Source organism: Flavobacterium piscinae (assembly GCF_004122145.1).
GTDB classification, from domain to species: Bacteria; Bacteroidota; Bacteroidia; order Flavobacteriales; family Flavobacteriaceae; genus Flavobacterium; species Flavobacterium piscinae.
The window spans coordinates 20,364-41,149 of record NZ_SBKQ01000004.1; the positions used below are offsets into that span (position 1 = coordinate 20,364).

Annotated in this window: 19 protein-coding genes and 1 tRNA gene; 12 read left to right on the top strand and 8 right to left on the bottom strand. The window is 34.5% G+C overall.

All coding sequences use genetic code 11. The annotated features are described in order from the left end of the window. Positions 1–9: 9 nt before the first annotated feature. The 4 genes from EQG68_RS04455 to pdxA form a co-directional block, all read right to left on the bottom strand. Positions 10–1,008, bottom strand: coding sequence for a beta-ketoacyl-ACP synthase III (locus EQG68_RS04455; RefSeq protein WP_129463589.1), 999 nt, complete (start codon positions 1,006–1,008; stop codon positions 10–12). A gap of 161 nt (positions 1,009–1,169) precedes the next feature. Further along, a complete protein-coding gene (gene rpmF, locus EQG68_RS04460; RefSeq protein WP_026709628.1) occupies positions 1,170–1,364 on the bottom strand; it encodes a 50S ribosomal protein L32 in 195 nt (64 codons plus the stop codon). A gap of 9 nt (positions 1,365–1,373) precedes the next feature. Further along, positions 1,374–1,913, bottom strand: a complete 540-nt coding sequence (locus tag EQG68_RS04465) for a YceD family protein (protein ID WP_129463590.1) — start codon at positions 1,911–1,913, stop codon at positions 1,374–1,376. An 84-nt stretch (positions 1,914–1,997) separates the two neighbouring features. Then, a complete protein-coding gene (gene pdxA, locus EQG68_RS04470) occupies positions 1,998–3,047 on the bottom strand; it encodes a 4-hydroxythreonine-4-phosphate dehydrogenase PdxA (RefSeq protein ID WP_129463591.1) in 1,050 nt (349 codons plus the stop codon). Between the two features lie 58 nt (positions 3,048–3,105). Here pdxA and EQG68_RS04475 point away from each other — a divergent pair, with 58 nt between their 5' ends. After that, positions 3,106–3,696, top strand: a complete 591-nt coding sequence (locus tag EQG68_RS04475; protein ID WP_129463592.1) for a riboflavin synthase — start codon at positions 3,106–3,108, stop codon at positions 3,694–3,696. A gap of 20 nt (positions 3,697–3,716) precedes the next feature. On the opposite strand, the gene EQG68_RS04480 is transcribed toward EQG68_RS04475, so the two are convergent. Beyond that, positions 3,717–3,950, bottom strand: coding sequence for a PID-CTERM protein-sorting domain-containing protein (locus EQG68_RS04480; protein ID WP_129463593.1), 234 nt, complete (start codon positions 3,948–3,950; stop codon positions 3,717–3,719). Positions 3,951–4,220: 270 nt separating this feature from the next. After that, positions 4,221–4,294 (bottom strand) — tRNA-Ile (locus tag EQG68_RS04485). A 153-nt stretch (positions 4,295–4,447) separates the two neighbouring features. On the opposite strand from EQG68_RS04485, the gene EQG68_RS04490 reads away from it, so the two are divergent. From EQG68_RS04490 to EQG68_RS04520, 7 genes are all read left to right on the top strand, one after another. Further along, entirely contained in the window at positions 4,448–4,804 is a 357-nt protein-coding gene (locus EQG68_RS04490) for an arsenate reductase family protein (protein ID WP_129463594.1), read from the top strand. Next, positions 4,797–5,678 carry a DMT family transporter gene (locus EQG68_RS04495; protein ID WP_129463595.1) on the top strand — a complete coding sequence of 294 codons (882 nt, stop codon included), beginning with the start codon at positions 4,797–4,799 and terminating at the stop codon, positions 5,676–5,678. The genes EQG68_RS04490 and EQG68_RS04495 overlap by 8 nt, the downstream gene beginning before the upstream one ends. A gap of 92 nt (positions 5,679–5,770) precedes the next feature. Then, positions 5,771–6,631 carry a YicC/YloC family endoribonuclease gene (locus EQG68_RS04500; RefSeq protein ID WP_129463596.1) on the top strand — a complete coding sequence of 287 codons (861 nt, stop codon included), beginning with the start codon at positions 5,771–5,773 and terminating at the stop codon, positions 6,629–6,631. 72 nt (positions 6,632–6,703) lie between these two features. Next, positions 6,704–7,282, top strand: coding sequence for a guanylate kinase (gmk, locus tag EQG68_RS04505; RefSeq protein ID WP_129463597.1), 579 nt, complete (start codon positions 6,704–6,706; stop codon positions 7,280–7,282). Positions 7,283–7,284: 2 nt separating this feature from the next. Beyond that, positions 7,285–7,866: a nicotinate (nicotinamide) nucleotide adenylyltransferase gene (gene nadD, locus EQG68_RS04510; RefSeq protein WP_129463598.1), complete on the top strand. Its 582-nt coding sequence runs from the start codon at positions 7,285–7,287 to the stop codon at positions 7,864–7,866. An 18-nt stretch (positions 7,867–7,884) separates the two neighbouring features. Continuing rightward, entirely contained in the window at positions 7,885–8,265 is a 381-nt protein-coding gene (locus EQG68_RS04515) for a peptidase associated/transthyretin-like domain-containing protein (protein ID WP_129463599.1), read from the top strand. 114 nt (positions 8,266–8,379) lie between these two features. Then, positions 8,380–9,546 (top strand): iron-containing alcohol dehydrogenase, encoded by a 1,167-nt coding sequence (locus tag EQG68_RS04520; RefSeq protein WP_129463600.1) that lies wholly within the window; start codon positions 8,380–8,382, stop codon positions 9,544–9,546. A 210-nt stretch (positions 9,547–9,756) separates the two neighbouring features. Here EQG68_RS04520 and EQG68_RS04525 read toward each other — a convergent pair whose 3' ends face one another. Together EQG68_RS04525 and EQG68_RS04530 are read right to left on the bottom strand one after the other, a co-directional pair. Further along, complete coding sequence (locus tag EQG68_RS04525; protein WP_129463601.1) at positions 9,757–11,811, bottom strand: M13 family metallopeptidase; 2,055 nt, start codon at positions 11,809–11,811, stop codon at positions 9,757–9,759. A gap of 4 nt (positions 11,812–11,815) precedes the next feature. Further along, entirely contained in the window at positions 11,816–15,196 is a 3,381-nt protein-coding gene (locus EQG68_RS04530; protein WP_129463602.1) for a T9SS type A sorting domain-containing protein, read from the bottom strand. A 116-nt stretch (positions 15,197–15,312) separates the two neighbouring features. On the opposite strand from EQG68_RS04530, the gene EQG68_RS04535 reads away from it, so the two are divergent. The 4 genes from EQG68_RS04535 to EQG68_RS04550 all read left to right on the top strand — a co-directional run bounded on the left by EQG68_RS04535 (position 15,313) and on the right by EQG68_RS04550 (position 20,743). Then, on the top strand, positions 15,313–15,984 hold the full coding sequence (locus EQG68_RS04535; protein WP_129463603.1) for an SCO family protein: 672 nt from the start codon (positions 15,313–15,315) through the stop codon (positions 15,982–15,984). Between the two features lie 76 nt (positions 15,985–16,060). Beyond that, positions 16,061–16,294, top strand: coding sequence for a FeoA family protein (locus EQG68_RS04540; protein ID WP_129463604.1), 234 nt, complete (start codon positions 16,061–16,063; stop codon positions 16,292–16,294). 8 nt (positions 16,295–16,302) lie between these two features. Beyond that, positions 16,303–18,408, top strand: coding sequence for a ferrous iron transport protein B (feoB, locus tag EQG68_RS04545; protein ID WP_129463605.1), 2,106 nt, complete (start codon positions 16,303–16,305; stop codon positions 18,406–18,408). Positions 18,409–18,514: 106 nt separating this feature from the next. Then, positions 18,515–20,743: a TonB-dependent receptor family protein gene (locus tag EQG68_RS04550; protein ID WP_129463606.1), complete on the top strand. Its 2,229-nt coding sequence runs from the start codon at positions 18,515–18,517 to the stop codon at positions 20,741–20,743. Positions 20,744–20,786 lie beyond the last annotated feature (43 nt).

Consider the following 20,786-nt stretch of genomic DNA (forward strand, 5'->3'; position numbering starts at 1 on the left):
TTTAGTTTTTTATTTTTTGTCGTAAGCCCATTTTAAATAGATAGATCCCCATGTAAATCCGCCACCAAATGCAGCAAAAATGAGATTGTCACCTTTTTTAAACTTTTGCTCAAAGTCGCTTAAAAGCAAAGGTAATGTGGCAGATGTTGTATTGCCATATTTTTCAATATTTACCAACACTTTGCTCTCGTCAACGCCCATACGACTGGAAGTAGCGTCAATTATTCTTTTGTTAGCTTGGTGAGCAACTAACCAATCCACATCGTTATGTGAAAGATGATTACGTTGCATGATTTTTTCACTCACATCAGCCATTCCGGAAACGGCATATTTAAACACAGTTTTACCGTCTTGAAAAACAAAATGCTGTCTGTTTTTTACTGTTTCTTCTGATGGAGGAAGAATTGATCCTCCTGCATCAATTTTTAGGTATTCACGACCAATACCATCGCTGCGTAAGAATTCATCTTGAAGTCCAAGTCCTTCATAGTTTGGTTCAAAAAGAACCGCACCTGCACCATCTCCAAAGATAATGCAGGTGGCTCTATCAGTATAATCAATTATGGAGGACATTTTATCTGCTCCAATCAAAAGTACTTTTTTATACCTACCGGATTCTATATATGCGGCAGCTGTAGACATTCCGTAAAGAAAACTTGAACATGCTGCTTGTAAATCGTAGGCAAATGCATTAACCGCTCCGATTTGTGTAGCCACATATACTGAAGTAGAAGCTACCGGCATATCAGGAGTTGCTGTTGCAACAATAACTAAATCTATCTCTTCCGGATTGATTTTGCTTTTTTCTATTAAATTTTGTGCTGCTTGAATAGCTAAAAAAGAAGTACCTTTTCCTTCTTCTTTTAATAATCTTCTTTCTTTAATTCCCGTTCGGGTGGTAATCCACTCGTCGTTAGTGTCAACTAATGTTTCCAGCACTTGATTTGACAAGACAAAGTCAGGAACATAAGCACCCACTGCGGTTATGGCGGCTGTTGTTTTACTCATAGGGTTTGATTATTTTTCTTTTCCCGTAACGGTTAAAAGAGGTGGAAATTACAAAAAAAAATCTAAACTTGATTGTTTTGAAATGGCTTATTTTGTTAAAATAGTGGTATAACAAAAAACTCCCACGAGGTGAGAGTTTATCTATATACGATAAGAAAGTACTAAGCAACAGCTTCGGTCTTGTCGATTACTACTTGTCCACGGTAGTACATTTTACCTTCATGCCAATACGCTCTGTGGTATAAATGTGCCTCACCTGTTATTGGGCAAGTTGCAATTTGAGCTGCAGTTGCTTTATAATGAGTTCTTCTTTTGTCTCTTCTGGTTTTCGAGGTTTTTCTCTTTGGATGTGCCATTTTACTATATTATTTATCCGTTAATAGTTTTTTTAATTGATCCCATCTAGGATCAGTTTCTTCACTTTTTATTTCTTCTTTTTTCGCTTTGACTGTCAGTGCTTGTAATTTTTCGATTGCTTCTGATTTCAATGTTCCGTCTTTTATACCGGGATGAACTCTTTTTAATGGAACTGAAAGCACAATCATTTCATAAATATATTGCGACACATCCACTTGGTGTTCACCATGTGGAAGGATAAGCAATTCTTCATTTTCATTATTAAATGCATCCCCAAACTGGACAACTACACTGATTTTTCCTTTAATAGGTAAGTCAAATAGCTCTCCGCTTAAATCACAAGGAACACAAACCGTTCCTTTATGCTTAAAATGTAACTCAAGCATTGTTGATTTTTTGTCTAAAACAACATCTACTTTTACATTACAACTTTCAAACTCATCATATTCGAAGCGATCAAAGAACGTTTTATCTATTTGATAGTCAAATTGATGTTTTCCAAGCTTTAATCCGATAAACGGGATTAAATATTCATTAGATACTTTCATCTCAACAACAATTTGTCCCAAAAATTAGGTTTGCAAAGATATAAAATTATCGCAAATGCAAGACAGTTATAAACATTTTTTTGTTTAAAACTGTTTTTCCTTTGTTTTCAGTGGTTTTTCTGTAATTTGTTTGTACTCAATTCTGGAATTATAGACGTCAATTGCTAAATAAACCGCTTCTCTAAACGAATTAAAGTCGGCTTGGTTTTTTCCGGCAATTTCAAATGCAGTTCCGTGATCGGGTGATGTTCTGATTTTGTTTAATCCGGCAGTGTAATTTACTCCATTTCCAAACGATAATGTTTTAAATGGAATTAATCCTTGATCGTGATAACAAGCAATAACGGCATCAAATTTTTCGTGTGATTTGTTTCCAAAGAAGCTATCCGCCGCATAAGGTCCGAAAACAAATGTACCTGAATCAAACATTTTTTTTATGGTAGGACGAATAATTTCATCGTCTTCTTTTCCAATCACACCGTTATCACCACAATGCGGATTTAATCCTAAGACCGCTATTTTAGGTTTCACGATTTTAAAATCTTGAATTAGCGTTTTCTTTACTGTCTCAATTTTTTGTTTGATTAACTTTTCCGTCAGGTGCTTTGAAACTTCTGTCACGGGAACATGATCGGTTAATAATCCAATTCGGAGAGAATTATTTACCATTAACATTAATGCATCGCCTTCTAATTCTTGATTTAAATAATCGGTATGACCCGGAAATTTAAAATCTTCCGATTGGATGTTATATTTATTAATTGGTGCAGTAACTAAAACATCTATTTGACCTTCTTTTAAAGCTTTGGTAGCTGCTACAAAGGACTTTACGGCATAACTGCCAACAATGTCATTGGCAACCCCGTACTCTAAATTGAAACTTTCTTTCCAAAGATTAAAAACATTTATTTTACCTGGAATAATTTGATCTAATTTATCAATTCCGTGAAGTGTTGCGGTCGATTCAAAACTTTTTTTCAAAAAAGACAACATTTTTACGTTAGCAAAAATAACCGGTGTGCAAAGTTCTAACATTCTGGAATCTTCAAATGTTTTGAGAACGACTTCGCTTCCAATTCCGTTTAAATCTCCTATTGAAATTCCCACAAGAATATTTTCTGCTTTTTTTACCATGACAAAACGTAATTTATTGCTAATTTTGAAGTGCAAATTTACAAAAATAAAACTACAAATGTTTACCGGTATCATAGAAACTCTAGGAAGAATAAAATCGATTGAAAATGAAAAGGAGAATGTTCATTTCACAATCACTTCTAACATCACTTCCGAATTAAAAATTGATCAAAGTGTTGCTCATAATGGTGTTTGCTTGACCGTTATTGCAATTGAAAACGACAATTATATTGTTACAGCCATAAAAGAAACACTTGAAAAAACAAACTTAGGAACTTGGAAAGAAGGAGATACAGTTAATTTAGAAAGAGCGATGAAATTAGGTGACCGACTTGATGGTCATATAGTTCAGGGTCATGTAGATCAGGTTGGTACTTGTATCAGTGTTAAAGAAGCAAGCGGAAGTTGGTATTTTACTTTTAAATATGATGCCGCTTTGAATAATATCACTATAGAAAAAGGCTCCATTACTGTAAATGGTGTTAGTTTAACAGTTGTTAATTCGAATTTAAATGAGTTTAGTGTTGCAATTATACCTTATACATTTGAACACACGAACTTTCACTCCATTAAAGAAGGAAGCATTGTTAATTTAGAATTTGATGTAATTGGGAAATATGTTTCGAGGTTAAACGAGCTAAGAAAATAAGAAGAAAAAAAAACGCTGAATTATTTCAGCGTTTTTTTTATGTGGTGTTTGTAATTGAATTTATAAAAAGCAAATACTAAACCTATTAACAATAAAAGTACAATTCCTCCATCTATCGGTAATCCCGGTGGAGGTGGTGTAGGTGGCGGAGGGTTCGGATTAGCTACCAATGTTGAAGCATGTGCAGTTAACGAAACCATTCCTATGAAGCAACCAGTTAGGGCAGTTAAAAACTTATTTGGAACAATTCTCATAGGGTGTAAAAGTAAATAAATTTTTTCTTTAACAAAATATTTTGACAAATAAAGTAAAAATCTCTATAAAACAAAAACTAAGTTGTTGTTTTTTTAAAGTTATTCTTTAAAATTCAAAATTCATCGGCAAAAGTACATTTTTTTTTATAACTTCTTTGATTTCAAAATTATATTAACGTAAAATATTGCATTTTGGTTTGTAAGAAATGAAAAAAATATTTTTTTAATACATTGCAAAAAAGAAAAACCTTCCGATTGGAAGGCTTTTTGTGGTCCCACTTGGGCTCGAACCAAGGACCACCTGATTATGAGTCAGGTGCTCTAACCAACTGAGCTATAGGACCGGTTTAGAGAGTGCAATATTACTACTATTTTTGATTTACTCAAAATATAAATTAATATTATTGTTGACTTCCCTTTTAATAAACCATAACAACATCTCAATTAATTGATTTATACTTATTCAAAAAGTAATTACTTTTGTAAAAAAATGTGAGATGCGTAAAATTTTCTACCTCAAAACGTGTGATACGTGCAAAAGAATCATCAAATCACTTCCCAATACAAAAGATTTTATCTTTCAAGATATTAAAGAAGAACCTATAACCGTTAAACAATTAGAAGAACTTCATCATTTAAGTGGAAATTATGAATCACTTTTCAGTAAAAGAGCTAAATTGTATAAAGAAATGGGCTTGAAAGATGAAAAACTTTCTGAATCAGATTTCAAACGATACATTTTAGAGCATTATACCTTTTTAAATCGTCCGGTGATTGTGATTGATAATGCTGTTTTTGTTGGGAATAGTCCCAAAACCGTTCAAGCGGCCATTGATTTTTTAGCAAATGAGTAAAAGACAGTGGGCATTAATGGCAGCCTCTTTGGTTTCCATTATTTATGGAGTTACTTTTACGATTGCCAAAGATGTAATGCCACAATTCATTGAACCGTTTGGCTTTATTGTTCTTCGTGTTGGCGGTTCGGTATTACTTTTTTGGATGGTCTCCTTTTTTGGTGCGAAAGAAAAAATTGCTAAAAATGATTTCCCTAGAATCATTGCCGCCGCCTTCTTCGGTGTTGCCTTGAATATGCTTACGTTTTTTAAAGGGTTGAGCTATACTTCTCCTATAATGGGAGCGGTTTTGATGGTTACCACTCCGATGATTGTACTGATTCTTTCTTCAATTATTATGAAGGAAAAAATGCTAAAAAGAAAAGTATTTGGTATCATTTTGGGCTTAGCCGGTACCATCTCACTCATTCTTTACGGCAAATCGATGATCAATGCACCCAATGAAATGTTAGGGAATTTATTAGTCTTTATCAATGCAATATCTTACGGTTTTTATCTTATCATTGTCAAAAAATTAATGGATAAATACAACGCCTTTACCTTTGTAAAATGGATTTACAGTTTTGGTTTTTTAATGGTTTTGCCTTTTGGTTGGGGCGAATTTGATGCTGTAAATTGGGATTTAGTTCCTACTGATATTTACTGGAAAATTGGTTTTGTAGTCGTTTTTTCTACCTTTTTAACATACTTATTGAATTTGGTTTCCATGCGGGAATTAAAACCAACAACCGTGGCCGTATTCATCTATCTTCAGCCATTGTTTGCTACTGTTTTTGCTATCAGTTTGGGAAAAGACGAATTGAGTTGGGTGAAAATTGGTTCGGCTATTTTGATATTCGCGGGAGTTTATTTGGTAACGCAGAAAAAAAAGTAGTTTACAGTCGCACTTTACAGTCGCAGTAAATCTGAAAACTGAGACTGAGACTGTTCACTTTTTGTTATCTTTGAACACATTTTTATACAAGCATGATACAATCAATGACCGGTTTTGGAAAAGCTTCTTTGCAACTTCCAACCAAAAAAATAACCGTAGAAGTAAAATCGTTAAACAGTAAAGGATTGGATTTGAATGTTCGAATGCCTTCTATTTATCGTGAAATGGAATTAGGTTTACGCAACGTAATTTCCCAAAAATTAGAGCGAGGCAAAGTTGATTTTTCCATATATATTGAAATTACCGGTGAAGAAACTTCCTCTAAAATCAATGTTCCGATTGTAAAAGGCTATATCAATCAAATGAAAGCAGTGATTCCAAATGCTGATGAAACGGAATTGATGAAAATGGCCGTTCGTATGCCGGATGCTCTCAAAACTGAACGCGATGAAATTGATGAAAATGAATGGAATGAAATTCTGAAAGTAGTGGATGATGCCATGAAAAACATCGCTTCTTTTCGCATCGATGAGGGAAAATCGTTAGAAAACGAATTCATCATGCGAATTGAAAATATTCGAAATTTCATGAATCAAGCGGTGAGCATGGACGCTGAACGAATTGAAACCGTAAAAAATCGCCTTCGAACCGCTTTAGATGAATTGGAAGCCAATGTAGATGAAAACCGTTTTGAACAAGAATTGATTTTCTACCTTGAAAAATATGACATCACCGAAGAACGCGTTCGTTTAGAAAATCACCTCAATTATTTCATCGAAACCATTGCCGGCACAGAAGCGAATGGGCGAAAATTAGGTTTTATTACGCAAGAAATCGGTCGTGAAATTAATACGATGGGTTCCAAATCCAATCATTCTGAAATGCAAAAATTGGTCGTGATGATGAAAGATGAATTGGAGAAAATTAAGGAACAGGTTTTAAATGTATTATAGAGTGAATGGTGATTAGTGAATAGCTAATGCTTACTATTCACTAATTACTAATCACTAATCACTAAAAAATATATGAATAAAGGAAAATTATTAGTCTTCTCTGCTCCCTCAGGCTCTGGAAAAACCACCATTGTCAGACATTTATTGGCTCAACCCGACTTGAATTTGGAATTTTCGGTTTCCTGTACTACGCGTGAACCAAGAGGCGAAGAAGTACACGGAAAAGATTATTATTTTATCTCGCTCAAAGAATTTAAAAACCACATTAAAGCCGAAGAATTTGTAGAATGGGAAGAAGTGTACCGCGATAATTTCTATGGCACATTAAAAAGTGAAGTCGAACGCATTTGGGCCAAAGGAAAAAATGTGATTTTCGACATTGATGTGGCCGGCGGATTACGAATAAAATCGAAATTTAAAACAGAAACATTAGCCGTTTTTGTAAAACCACCCAGCATTGACGAATTGAAAATCCGTTTAAAAAAACGCTCTACAGAATCGGATGATAAAATCAACATGCGAATTGCAAAAGCATCGGTTGAATTAGCCACTGCACCGCAATTTGATAAAGTGATTAAAAATTATGATTTGGATGTGGCGAAAGCAGAGGCGTATGAATTGGTGAAACAATTTATAAATCAAAATGATTAAAAATGAAAATCGGTCTCTATTTCGGTACCTTCAATCCTATTCACGTGGGGCATTTAATCATTGCCAATCACATAGCAGAGTATTCTGATTTAGATCAAATTTGGATGGTGGTTACACCGCACAATCCACACAAACAAAAAAATACGTTGTTAGACGATTACCATCGCTTGGAAATGGTTCATTTAGCCACGAAAAACTATCCAAAAATTAAACCTTCGGATATTGAATTTAAATTACCTCAGCCGAATTATACCGTCAATACCTTAGCTCATCTTCAGGAAAAATATCCTAACTATGAATTTGCTTTGATTATGGGCGAAGACAATCTGAATTCGCTTCATAAATGGAAAAACTACGAAGTAATTTTGGAAAACCATGACATTTATGTTTATCCTAGATTGAACTCCGGTGTGATGGATGAACAATTTATTAATCATCCAAAAATTCATCGTGTAGGAGCTCCGGTGATTGAATTATCCTCTACTTTTATTCGCGAAAGCATTAAACACGGCAAAAATGTACGAGCCCTTTTACCCGAAAATGTGTGGGCGTTTTTAGATCATAATTTGTTTTATAGGAAGTAAATCTTTAATTGATTTTATATGAAAAACATCAAAAAGATAATTGAAACCATTTTTATTATTTTTTTTCTATTTCTTTCAATAAAAGCATTTTCACAAGAAAAAAAATTAGAAACAATCAAATTCAAAGTTGAAGAATCTAAAAATAATCCACTTCCCGGTACTTCTATTTATGAAAAAGAAACTACAAATGTTACTACAACCAATTTTGAAGGAGAAGCTTTCTTAGAATTGAAAAATACAAACCAAACTATTATTTTAAGTTTTATTGGTCCTCAAATTTCATTTAACCTTATCGACAATATTGATTTCATTCATTTAAATATTAAAAAAAGAAGATTGACTTTTTATAGAAATGGTAAAAAAGTAAAACGCATAAAACCTAAATTTGACGGCATTTAAATTCTCTTAACACTCCTTTACCACTTGTTCTTTTTATCGTTTTGTAACTTTGCATGCGTTTGGGTCATAACCCTTTTAAACGCTTAAACTTTATAAACTTTTAAACCATATAAAATGACAAACTTCGAATTATACAACCCAACCAATTACATTTTTGGGAAAGGTCAAATAGCCAAATTATCCGAATTAATTCCTGCCAACAGCAAAATTTTATTGGCGTATGGGGGCGGAAGTATTTTTAAAAATGGAGTTTACGACCAAGTGAAAGCCGCACTTTCATCAGTAGAAATGGTAGAGTTTGGAGGAATCGAACCCAATCCACGTTTTGAAACGTTGATGAAAGCGGTGGAAATCATTCGCAACGAAAAAATTAATTTTATTTTAGCCGTTGGTGGCGGAAGTGTAATTGATGGGGTGAAATTTATTTCAGGAGCCGTTAATTTTGAAGGCGATGCAATTGAAATTTTAAAAAAACGAGTTTTATTTAAAGATATTTCCAAAGTAATTCCGTTTGGAACGGTTTTAACCTTACCGGCAACCGGAAGCGAAATGAACTCGGGTGCGGTTGTAACCATTGAAGCCTCACAAGAAAAATTAACCTTAGGCGGAAGTGCATTATTTCCAAAATTTTCGATTTGTGACCCAACTGTGGTCGCATCGTTACCAAAAAGACAATTGGAAAATGGTGTAGTCGATGCTTTCACACACGTCATGGAGCAATACTTAACCTATCCGCACGATGCTCTTTTACAAGACCGAATTGCTGAAAGTATTTTACAAACCTTGATTGAAATTGGTCCGGAGGTGGTTCAACATCCATCCGATTATAAATTGGCTTCCAACTTTATGTGGTGTGCTACGATGGCGTTAAACGGATTAATTCAAAAAGGAGTTCCAAGCGATTGGGCAACCCACATGATTGGGCACGAATTAACCGCATTGTATGAAATTGACCATGCCAGAACATTGGCTATCATTGGTCCGAATTTATACCGAGCCATGTTTGAAACCAAGAAAGAAAAATTGGCTCAATACGGGGAACGCGTTTGGAATGTAGAAGGAAATTCTATAGAAGAAAAAGCCACGCAAGCAATTGAAAAAACGGTTGAATTTTTACATAAAATGGGAATGGAAACTAAACTTTCCAATTACACTACTGATTATGAAAAAGCATCCGATTTTATTGTGAATCGTTTTGAAGAACGCGGTTGGAAAGCAATGGGCGAAAAACAAAATATCACGTTGGAGAAAGTGAGACAAATTGTGGAGATGAGTTATTAAAAAAGGTGCTGAGGTGCTGAGAAAAAAACAATCCTAATCTCAGCCACTCAAAAAAATTCAAAAGGCGTTCCCGAATCTACTTCCGGAACGCCTTTTTCAAAACACCAAAACAAAATTTAACTAACTCTAACATGCCTAAAGACATATGATTGTTGAGTTACAACGTTGTTTTTTGAATATTATTGTGTTGATTATTACTATTTTACATTTTTACCAAATTCGAACTCTTTTGTCTTCGGCAATATACATTCCGTCGCCCGGTTTGATGTTGAACGCTTCATAAAAAGCATCTACATTTTGAAGCGGAACATACGCTCGGTATTGACCCGGAGAGTGTGTGTCGGTTTTAACCAAATTTTTTATGGCTTCATCTCTGGCTTTGCTTCTCCAAATGGTAGCCCATGAAATAAAGAAACGTTGTTCCGGCGTAAAACCATCAATTAATCCCGGATTTCCGGTTTCTTTTAAGTGAATTTTCAATCCGTCTAACGCAGCACTTACTCCACCTAAATCACCAATATTTTCACCTAACGTGAATTTTCCATCTACAAAAATTCCGGGTAACGGCTCTAATTGCGAATATTGATCTGCCAAAGCACCGCCCAATTCTGTAAATTGTTTTAAATCTTCCTCACTCCACCAATTGACTAGATTTCCGTCGGCATTGTAACGCGAACCACTATCATCGAAACCATGCGAAATTTCATGTCCAATCACGGCTCCAATTCCGCCATAATTCACGGCTTCATCTGCTCTGTAATCATAAAACGGCGGTTGAAGGATTGCTGCCGGAAAAACGATTTCATTAAACGACGGGCTATAATATGCGTTTACGGTTTGAGGAGACATTCCCCATTCGGTTTTGTCAACCGGTTTGCCTAATTTGGCAAAATTTTCATCGTTACGCCATTTGGTAATTCGCTTTGAATTTTCAAAATAGGTCCCACCCTCTTTAGGACTGACAATGGTTATTTTAGAATAGTCCTTCCATTTATCAGGATAACCGATTTTTACGTTAAATTTTTTCAACTTTGTAATGGCATTCGCTTTAGTTGAAGGTGCCATCCAAGGTAAATTATTGATTCTGTTTTCAAAGGCTAAAAACACATTGTCAATCATTTTTCTTGCTTTTTCTTTGGCTTCTGGTGGGAATTTTTTCTCTACATAAATTTTCCCTAATGCTTCTCCAAAAGATCTGTTTACAGTTTGTAAAGCTCTCTCATCCATTGGTCTTTGTTTGACTGCACCGGTAAGCGTTTTTCCAAAAAACTCCCAATTCGCATTTTCAATATCGGTTGATAACATCCCTGCTGAACGGTTTAATAAGGTCCAACGCATATAAGCTTTCCAATCTTCCACTTTATTTTCTTTGAAAATAGTTTCTAATGCTGTCATGTAGTTCGGTTGCGACACGATTAAAGTATCCACTACAGGCAAACCAACACCTTTTAAATATTCTGTCCAATCAATCGTTGGCGTTAATTTTTGGAGTTCAGCCACTGTCATTGGGTTGTATGTTTTTCTTCGGTCTCTTCTTTCCACACGATTTAAACGAGGAGTTGCCATGGCGATTTCAAGAGCTAAAATTTTATCTGCACTGGCTTTTGCTTGAGCTGGCTTTTCTCCCAAATAACTCATCATTTTGACAATATGAGCATGGTATTTTTCTCTTTTTTCTTTGCTGTCTTTTTCATCGGAAACATAATAATCTCTATCGGGCAGACCAAGACTTCCCAACCCAACATTCACAACGTTTCGGTTACTATTTTTCGCATCCGTGCCTACACCAACACCAAAAAATCCGATTCCGCCTTCGGTTTCCATTTCGATTAAAAGTTGCTTTAAATCGGAAATATTTTTAACTGAATTTATCTTTTTCAAATACGGTTCCAATGGCTTGATGCCAAGTTTATTTCGGGAAACCGTATCCATAATCGAGCGGTAAAGGTTTAATGCTTTTCCTTGATCAGTTTCATTTGTATAAGCCGGATTTTGCAATGCTTCATTGAGGATAACTTTCATGTCATCGTCTGTTTTTTTACGCAATTCATCAAAGCTCCCCCAGCGGGTTCTGTCGGCCGGTATTTCATTTTGGTCTAACCATTTGCCATTTACAAAACGGAAGAAATCGTCACTTGGTTTTACGGATTTATCCATGTATTCCAAATTAATTCCGATGGCTTCTTTTTTAGTTTCCTGAGCAAATCCGCCAGTAAAAGCAGATGCGGTCACAATAAACAAAAGATTCTTTTTTATAGTATTCATTTTTTTAATTTTTTATTATTCGTTTAACGGTTTGCCCCTTTTCATTTGAAATTTTGACAAAATAAATGCCGTTTGAAGCGTTTGACAAATTCAATTCTGTTTGATTATCGGTTAAGTCAGTATTCCTTACGGACAAAATATTCTTACCGGTAACATCATATATATCTATCTGATTTGGGCTATTATTTCCATACGATACTGTAAAAATACCTTTTGTAGGATTTGGATAAACGGCTACAGACGTATTTTCAAAATCCGGTGTTGATAAGGTTCCGTCAATTACAAAATCATCGATAACAGCACCTTCATTGGTAACTGTATAATCAGAATGAAACACAAAACGAAAGATTAAATTACTTTCATTTGTAAAGGCATTTAACGGATAACTGTATTCCAGTAGGTTAGTATTTGTTCCTGTCCACTGAGCACCTGGACAAATTTCGCAATCATTTGCAGTTTCGGGAGTTCGATTACTGTTATACCAATTCGGATCATCTGCTGTTCCTAAAACAGCCCAATTTTGACCAAAATCAGTTGAATATTCTACATAAAGTACATCCCAATTTTCTTCGATATCAAAAGCTAATTTGAAACGCATGATTGGATTTGTAATTGGTGTAAGATCATAACATTGTGAATACAAGTAGGCTTTAGTAAAATCAAGGTAATTCCCGTCTAAATTCGTTGCATAAACATTTGCTCCGGAAGCGGCTTGGTTTAATAATGTTCCGGTTGGTATTCCGCGTTGCCAACTGTTTTCTGACCCTTCATGATTGGATAATAATGTAGATTCTTCTGTTTCGAACGTGTTCACTACGCCAACTTGACCACCATCATTATTCGAAACTTCTATATTTAAGGCGTTATTGTTTGAAAAAGTATCATTTTCCATTACAATAGTTGCTTGAATAATCGAATTTCCTCTAATTAAGGTAATGTTCGGAATTTCTACTGTCGTTGTAGCTAATGAAGCTAAGGTTCCATTCCAATTATAACCGGCATCTATTCCGTTTATTGAATAATTTACTGTAAAATCAGTAATTGTGGTTGAACCCGTATTTTTAACTAAAAATGACAAACTATTCGTGTTACAGTTAATGACTGATGCCGCCGGATTTTCTATGCTCAATAAAGCAATTTCATTTTCAGCCAATTGAGATGGAATTGGCGATTGCCAAACACCTCTTCCATATGTTGAAGCAATAATTTTTCCGTCCAAAACGTTGATTTCTAGATCAGTTACTGTTACATTCGGTAAATTAGTATCATAAGGAATCCACGAGTTCATGGAATCGTCACGATAATAAACACCCAAACTTGTTCCTAGATAAACCGGATTTAAAGGATGATTGGATTGGTGCTTAATTACATTTCTTCCAATTGGAGGTAACCCTTGAGCAAAGTTAGCAAAGGACAAACCACCATTAACTGACCGAGAAACTACTCCGTTAATTCCGGAACAAGTAATGTATATCATATTATTATTGTGCACATTTACCTCTATAGAAGTAATATTGGAAGAAAAAGAAAAAAGAAAATCAAATGTTTCTCCACGGTTTGTGCTTTTGTATAAATCTTGACCATCTGCAATGTATAGGATATCATCGTTGGATGGATCAATTACAATTCGTTCAATATTTCCGTCAAAACTTGTATTAATGGAAACATTTTGCCAATTATTACCAACTAACTTATATAAACTGGAATATCCAGCATATAATTCCCCAACAGAATTAAAAACCAATGGTGTAATCCAATTCCCGTCTTCACCCTCAGGTGCTCCTATACTTCCTGAGAGAGATGCACCTGCATTATTAGTAAAATACAATCCACCTCCGTTTTGAATAAACCCATAGTATTTGTTGCTATTGTTTGGATCGATTGCGGTTTCCATTCCATCTGCTCCATAAAAGTTTTTCCATTGATTGTTGCTTAAAGCATAACCTCCATTATCTTGCAGACCACCGGCTATTTTTGAACTTGATTGTTTTGAGACAGAGATTCTGTAAAACTGACCAATTTGAGCTGTAGCAGTTAAATCTGTAAACGAAGCAGCATTATTTGAAGAAACATACACCCCTCCATCGCTACCACAGTAAAGTACGCCGTCATAAAACCTCAAAAAATGAATATCTGCATGAGTATAAGTAGCTTGAAATGGGTTTGACCAGTTGTTTATTTTTGTAAAATTATTCCCGCCATCTGACGATTTCCAAATATTTAAAACTCCAGTATAAACTTCCTCCGGATTTGTATCAGAAACAGCTAAAGCCAAATCGAACCAAGCTTGATTAGCTTCAAAAATATCTACTGTATTTTCAGTTACCGTAAAGTTAATTCCGGAATTGGTTGATTTATAAAGTCCTTGATGACTCCAATTTGTTCTTGCACTCAACACATATACATATTCTGGATTGGCAGGGGTTACATCTATAATTAAACGCCCCGAGTTGGTGGGCATTCCCGAAGTAATCATTGTAAAACTATTCCCGCCATTGGTAGAGCGGTAAAATCGGTTATTGGTTACGGCATAAACAATATTTGGATTGCCGGGTTTCAATTTCAAATCTTTTACATTTCCATTAAGATTGTTTGTCCAAGTTGTTCCGCCATTTGAGGTCTTAAAAAGTCCTGCACTTGTTGCTACCCATAAAGTCAAAGGATCATCGGGATGCATAAAAATATCTGCCGCTACCGTTGAAGTGTTGTTAAAAGTTAATCCTGTAGTGTTCCAAGTAAATCCGCCGTCTGTTGATTTCAAAACACCAATGGAATACGTGTCACTAGCGTCTTTATCACCTGTAGCAATATAAATTATATCTGAATTTGTATGGTCAATGGCAATTCCTGACACCCCAATTTGAGGTAAATAATCAGACAAAGGAGTCCAATTTAGTCCGGCATCTGTTGATTTCCATATTCCTCCTGCCGGAGCACCAATATATATTGTATTTGGATTATTGGGGTCAACAACTACAACATTTACACGTCCTTGTCCGGATGACCAAGAACCGGTGTTAATGTGATTAAAAGGGCCAAGCGGTTCCCAATTGCTGATGTCGTTTAGTATTTCATTGCGGCTAAGTGATCTTTCTCTTTTTTGATTCCAAGCTTCCCACATTTGAGCAGGCGTCATTAAATAACCGTTTTCATCTACTTTATTTCGCCAGTGGGTCTCCCAACGCATGAAGGGTTTATACCCACTCCCTTTTGCTTTATGGTTTTTATCTTGCCAATATGCATCAAAGGCCGATTTGATTTCATCTATGGTAGCCTCTTTACTATCACTCTTTTGAACATTATCCATCCATGGAGCGGTTGGATTAAATTGAGCAAAAGTAAAAGAACATTGAAAAATAAATAAAAGTAACGTAACTTTTTTCATGAATTTTAAAATTTTATCAAAAATAGAAAAACGTTTTCAATTGATAACTATTAATTAACAGTTGTATAAGCAGAAGATTTGACGATAAGTTTTCTACCTTTGTAAAAATAATTGTTATGCTTTCCTTTATCAAACGCTATAAATTTCACTTGTTAGGATTTATGGTTTTTTCTGCTACTTTTTTATCCATTTCTTTTTATTTATTAACCCCCAAGAAAAAACTCCCCATTTTTAATCCTTCTGATGTAAATCCTGAGTTAGTTGACAGTACTGTCCAACACATTAGTAAATATCATACCATTGCAGATTTTAAATTCACTAATCAAAATGGTGAAATGATAACCCAAAAAAATTATGAAGGGAAAATTTATGTAGCTGATTTTTTCTTTACTACTTGTCCTACAATTTGTCCGATAATGCAAGACAATATGGTAGAAATTCAAAATACCTTTAAAGATGTTTCAGAGGTGATGCTTTTATCGCACACCGTTATGCCTCATATTGATAGTGTTCCTGTTTTAAAAAAGTATGCTCTTGAAAAAGGTGTGATGGATTCCAAATGGAATTTGGTTACCGGTGACAAAAAAGACATTTTTTACATTGCTCGGAAATCGTACTTGGCAGTAAAAACTGAAACAGAGGGCGAATTGTATGACATGGTTCATACAGAAAATTTCATATTGGTTGATAAACAAAGGAGAGTTCGCGGTTTTTATGATGGAACCAAAAAAGAAGAGATAAAACGATTGATAGGAGACATTCGTTTTTTGCTAGAAGAAAAAAATTAAATTCTTAACAGACTTTTATCAATTTTTATTGATGAAAATAAGCTACTTTTGTATTTATATTTATTCTAAATAAACTTTGCAAACAACTGTTGATTTATTAAAAAAAGGAGAAAAGGCTATTATTGTGGCTTTCAATTTAGAAACCATCCCTTTAAAATTAATTGAAATGGGTTGCATGGAAGGTCATTTAGTAGAATTAGTGCAAGCCGCCCCTTTTGGAGATCCCTTATATCTTGACATGAACGGAACACATTTGGCTATTCGAAAAGAAATGGCAAAAGAAATTATAGTTGAAATCATTCATAACTAAATTACTGAATGAAAAATACAACCCTAAAAGTTGCACTCATTGGAAATCCAAATACCGGAAAAACTTCCTTATTTAATCAATTAACCGGACTCAATCAACAAGTTGGAAATTATCCCGGAGTAACCGTAGAGCGTAAAGTTGGCTCCTGTAGTTTACCTCATAATAAAAAGGCAACAATTCTTGATTTACCGGGGACGTATAGTTTAAATGCTAATTCACTAGACGAAAATCTGGTTATCGAATTGCTGTTAAATAAAAAAGACAAAGACTACCCTGATGTAGCAATTGTGGTAACTGAAGTTGAAAATTTAAAGCGTAACTTACTTCTTTTCACACAAATTAAAGATTTAGAAATTCCAACAATTTTGGTCATTAATATGGCCGACCAAATGGAATTAAAAGGAATTTCTTTAGATATTCCTAAATTGGAAACTGCTTTAAAAACCAAAATTGCTTTAATTAGTTCGAGAAAATCTACCGGAATAAACGAGTTAAAAGATTTAATTGTTAATTATGAACAGTTATCTACCGAGCCTTGTTTGAATGCTTCAGAAATTGATTCGGACTATTTTAATAATTTACGAAGAATTTATCCAAATCAACAAAACTATAAACTTTGGTTGGTTATTTCTCAAGATGTTAATTTTGGAGAACTTTCTAAAAATGTGCTTCAAAATAATTCTTTTTCAAAATCAGATGAAGAATTAAAAAAATTGCAGCATAAAGAAACTGTAAAACGATATCAATTTATAAATAATCTTCTAAAAGAAGCCAAAAAAGTAGATGTTGCAAAAGCAAAAGATTTACGAAGTAAACTAGATTCCATTCTTACTCATAAAATTGGTGGTTATGTTATATTCTTTGCCATTCTATTTCTGATTTTTCAATCTGTTTTTGAATGGTCCAGTATTCCTATGGAATTTATTGATGAATCGTTTGCGTCATTAAGTACATGGGTTAACGAACATTTACCCTCCGGAAAATTAAACGACTTGGTTTCTCAAGGAATCATACCAGGTGTTGGTGGAGTGGTTATTTTTATTCCGCAAATAGCTATTTTATTCCTTTTCATTTCCTTGTTGGAAGAAAGTGGATACATGAGTAGAGTCGTGTTTTTAATGGACAAAACAATGAGAAGATTTGGCCTTAGCGGAAAAAGTGTTGTACCCTTAATTTCAGGAACCGCTTGTGCCATTCCGGCTATCATGGCAACTCGAAATATAGAAAATTGGAAAGAGCGTTTAATTACCATTTTAGTAACACCTTTTACTACTTGTGCCGCCAGAATTCCGGTATATGCAATTTTAATTGCCTTAATCATACCCGACAAACGAATTTTTGGCTTTTTAAATTTACAAGGTCTTACATTGATGCTACTTTACACACTTGGCTTTTTGATGGCAATTGTTTCAGCAACCATATTAAATAAAATGCTTCAACTCAAATCAAAAAGTTTTTTTGTCATCGAAATGCCAAATTATAAAATGCCTTATTATAAAAATGTTGGGCTGAATGTGCTTGAAAAAACCAAAACCTTTGTGTTTGGAGCCGGTAAAATCATTGTTTCTTTGTCTATCATTTTATGGTTTATGGCCTCCTATGGACCAACTGATAATTTTGCAAATGCAGAAGAGATTATTACCACTGAATCTCTAAATCAATCATTGTCTGAAGAGGAATTACAAGATAAAATCGCCTCTTTTAAATTGGAAAACTCTTATATCGGAATCATCGGAAAAACGATTGAACCTGTCATTCAACCGCTGGGATATGATTGGAAAATAGGGATTGGAATTGTTGCTTCTTTTGCCGCCCGTGAAGTTTTTGTGGGCACTATGGCAACCATTTACAGTGTGGGTAGTCATTCCGATGAAGAAAATACCATCAAAGAAAAAATGAGAAATGAGGTAAATTCCGTTACCGGAAAACCAATTTACACTTTTGCCTCCGGCATTTCACTCCTGCTTTTTTATGCCTTTGCCATGCAATGTATGAGTACCTTAGCCATAGTTAAAAAAGAAACCAATTCTTGGAAATGGCCGATAATTCAATTGCTTTTTATGAGTGGTTTGGCTTATTTAGTCGCTTTGACTGTCTTTCAATTTTTGAAATAAATTCATTTTCAGCACCTTAAAAAATAGTAGAAAAAATTATTATTTATAATTTGTCTAAATAAATTTTACGCTTTATTTTTGCAATGTAGAATTAATCTAAATAAAAATGAAAAACTATTTTATCCTATTTTTCTTCTCTTTCTTTGTAATAATTAATATTTATAGTCAACAAGAACAAGTAAGCGACACTTTGAAATTAGACGGTGTTATATTAGAACCAAAAAAGAATAGTCCGGAAAGAATGCCCGAAATCAAAAACAATATACTTTTTTCCGGGAAAAAAAATGAAGTATTACATTTATCCAAAATCAATGGAAATTTCACTACAAATAATAGTAGAGAAATTTTTTCCAGAATTCCGGGAGTTACCATTTGGGAAAACGAAGGTTCGGGAATCCAAATTAATGTGGGTGTTCGCGGTTTAAGTCCAAATAGAAGTTGGGAGTTGAATACGCGTCAAAACGGATATGATATCTCTTCTGATGTTTTTGGTTATCCGGAAGCCTATTACAACCCACCTTTGGAGGCTGTTGAAACAATAGAATTAGTTCGCGGTGGTTCTTCCTTGCAATTTGGCCCACAATTTGGCGGAATGCTGAACTATGTTTTAAAAAGAGAAACCAAAAAGAAATTCTCATTTGAAACACAAAATACTGTTGGAAGTTATGGTATGATGAGTAGTTATAACGCTATTGGGGGTAACTTCAAAAAGTTTTCCTATTACGTTTACAATCATTCCCGAAGTGCTGATGGTTGGCGAGAAAACAGTGAATATACTGTAAGAAACACACATGCTTTTGTGGAGTATCGATTTACAGAAAACACAAAGTTATCAGCAGAATACACCAACATGGATTATCAAATGCAACAAGCGGGTGGTTTAACAGATGAACAATTTAAGGATAATCCCAGACAATCGTTACGAGAGCGAAATTGGTTTGCCACACCTTGGAATGTGTTTTCCCTAAATTTTGATACTAAAATTAATGATAATTTTACTTCCAATACTAAAATTTTTGGACTAATTGGGGAAAGAAACAGTGTGGGATTCACCGCAACTCCAAATGTTGAAGATGTTATCAATCTTGCCACAAATGAGTATGCCAACCGAAGAGTAGATCGCGATTTTTATGAAAATTTCGGCTTGGAAAACAGAAATATTTACAAGTACAAACTTGGAAAAATAAACAACAATCTTGCTTTCGGTGTCCGTTTGTATAGAGCAAATACGCAACGTGTTCAGGATGGAAAAGGTACAACAGGTACTGATTTCGATTTGTCAATTGATGGAAGGTTTTCCCGCGATTTAAATTTTACGACAGAAAACGTAGCGGTATTTGCTGAAAATCAGTTTAAAGTTTCAGAAAAATTTAGTGTTACTCCTGGGGTTCGTTATGAATACATCAAAAACACAGGCGAAGGTAGATTTGGAATCAGTAACGGCAATGATATTGCATTTCCTGATAAAACGATTTCAAGAAGTCAACCTTTATTTGGATTGGGAATGGAGTACAAATTCACCTCTACAAACATTTATGCTAATATCACGCAAGCTTATAGACCCGTTTTATTTTCTGATTTAACTCCACCTGCTGTCACCGATGTAATTGACCCAAATCTGAAAGATGCCAGTGGTTTTAATGCTGATTTAGGTTTCAGAGGAACGTATAAAAACTTTTTGAATTTTGATTTTAGCTTATTTTACTTGAGTTACAACAACCGAATAGGTGGAATTCGACAATTTATTGATAATGACCCAACACAAGGAACTTTTATTTACAGAACTAATTTAGGGGAAACAATAAACAAAGGAATCGAAGGTTTCTTCAATCTGAACTTTACCAAATTATTTAATATTGATAAACCGTATGGAAATTTAGATTTATTTGCCTCTGTAAGTTTTATCGACAGTCGCTACACTGATTTTAGGATTTTTAACACTTCCGGTACGGCACCTGACATTACCATTACAGAAACAAATTTAGAGGGAAATCGAGTGGAAAATGCCCCTAGATATATTCACAATTTTGGGCTTTCTTGGAGTAATAATAATTTCTCCTCCACTTTACAATATCGAATGACCGGTAAAATTTTTACGGATGCAAACAATACAACAACTCCTTCAGCCAACGGTGTTACAGGCCTTTTAGATGATTATCGTGTGTTTGATTTGTCAACCGAATACAGATTCTTAAAAAATTATAATATTCGGGTAGGAATTAACAACTTATTAAACGAAGAATATGCTACCAGAAGAGCAGGTGGTTATCCGGGACCAGGTATTCTTCCCGGTGAAGGCAGAACATTTTATATTTCAATAGGAGCAAAAATTTAACAAATAAGAGGTTTTCAGATGTTTGAAAACCTCTTACTTTTAC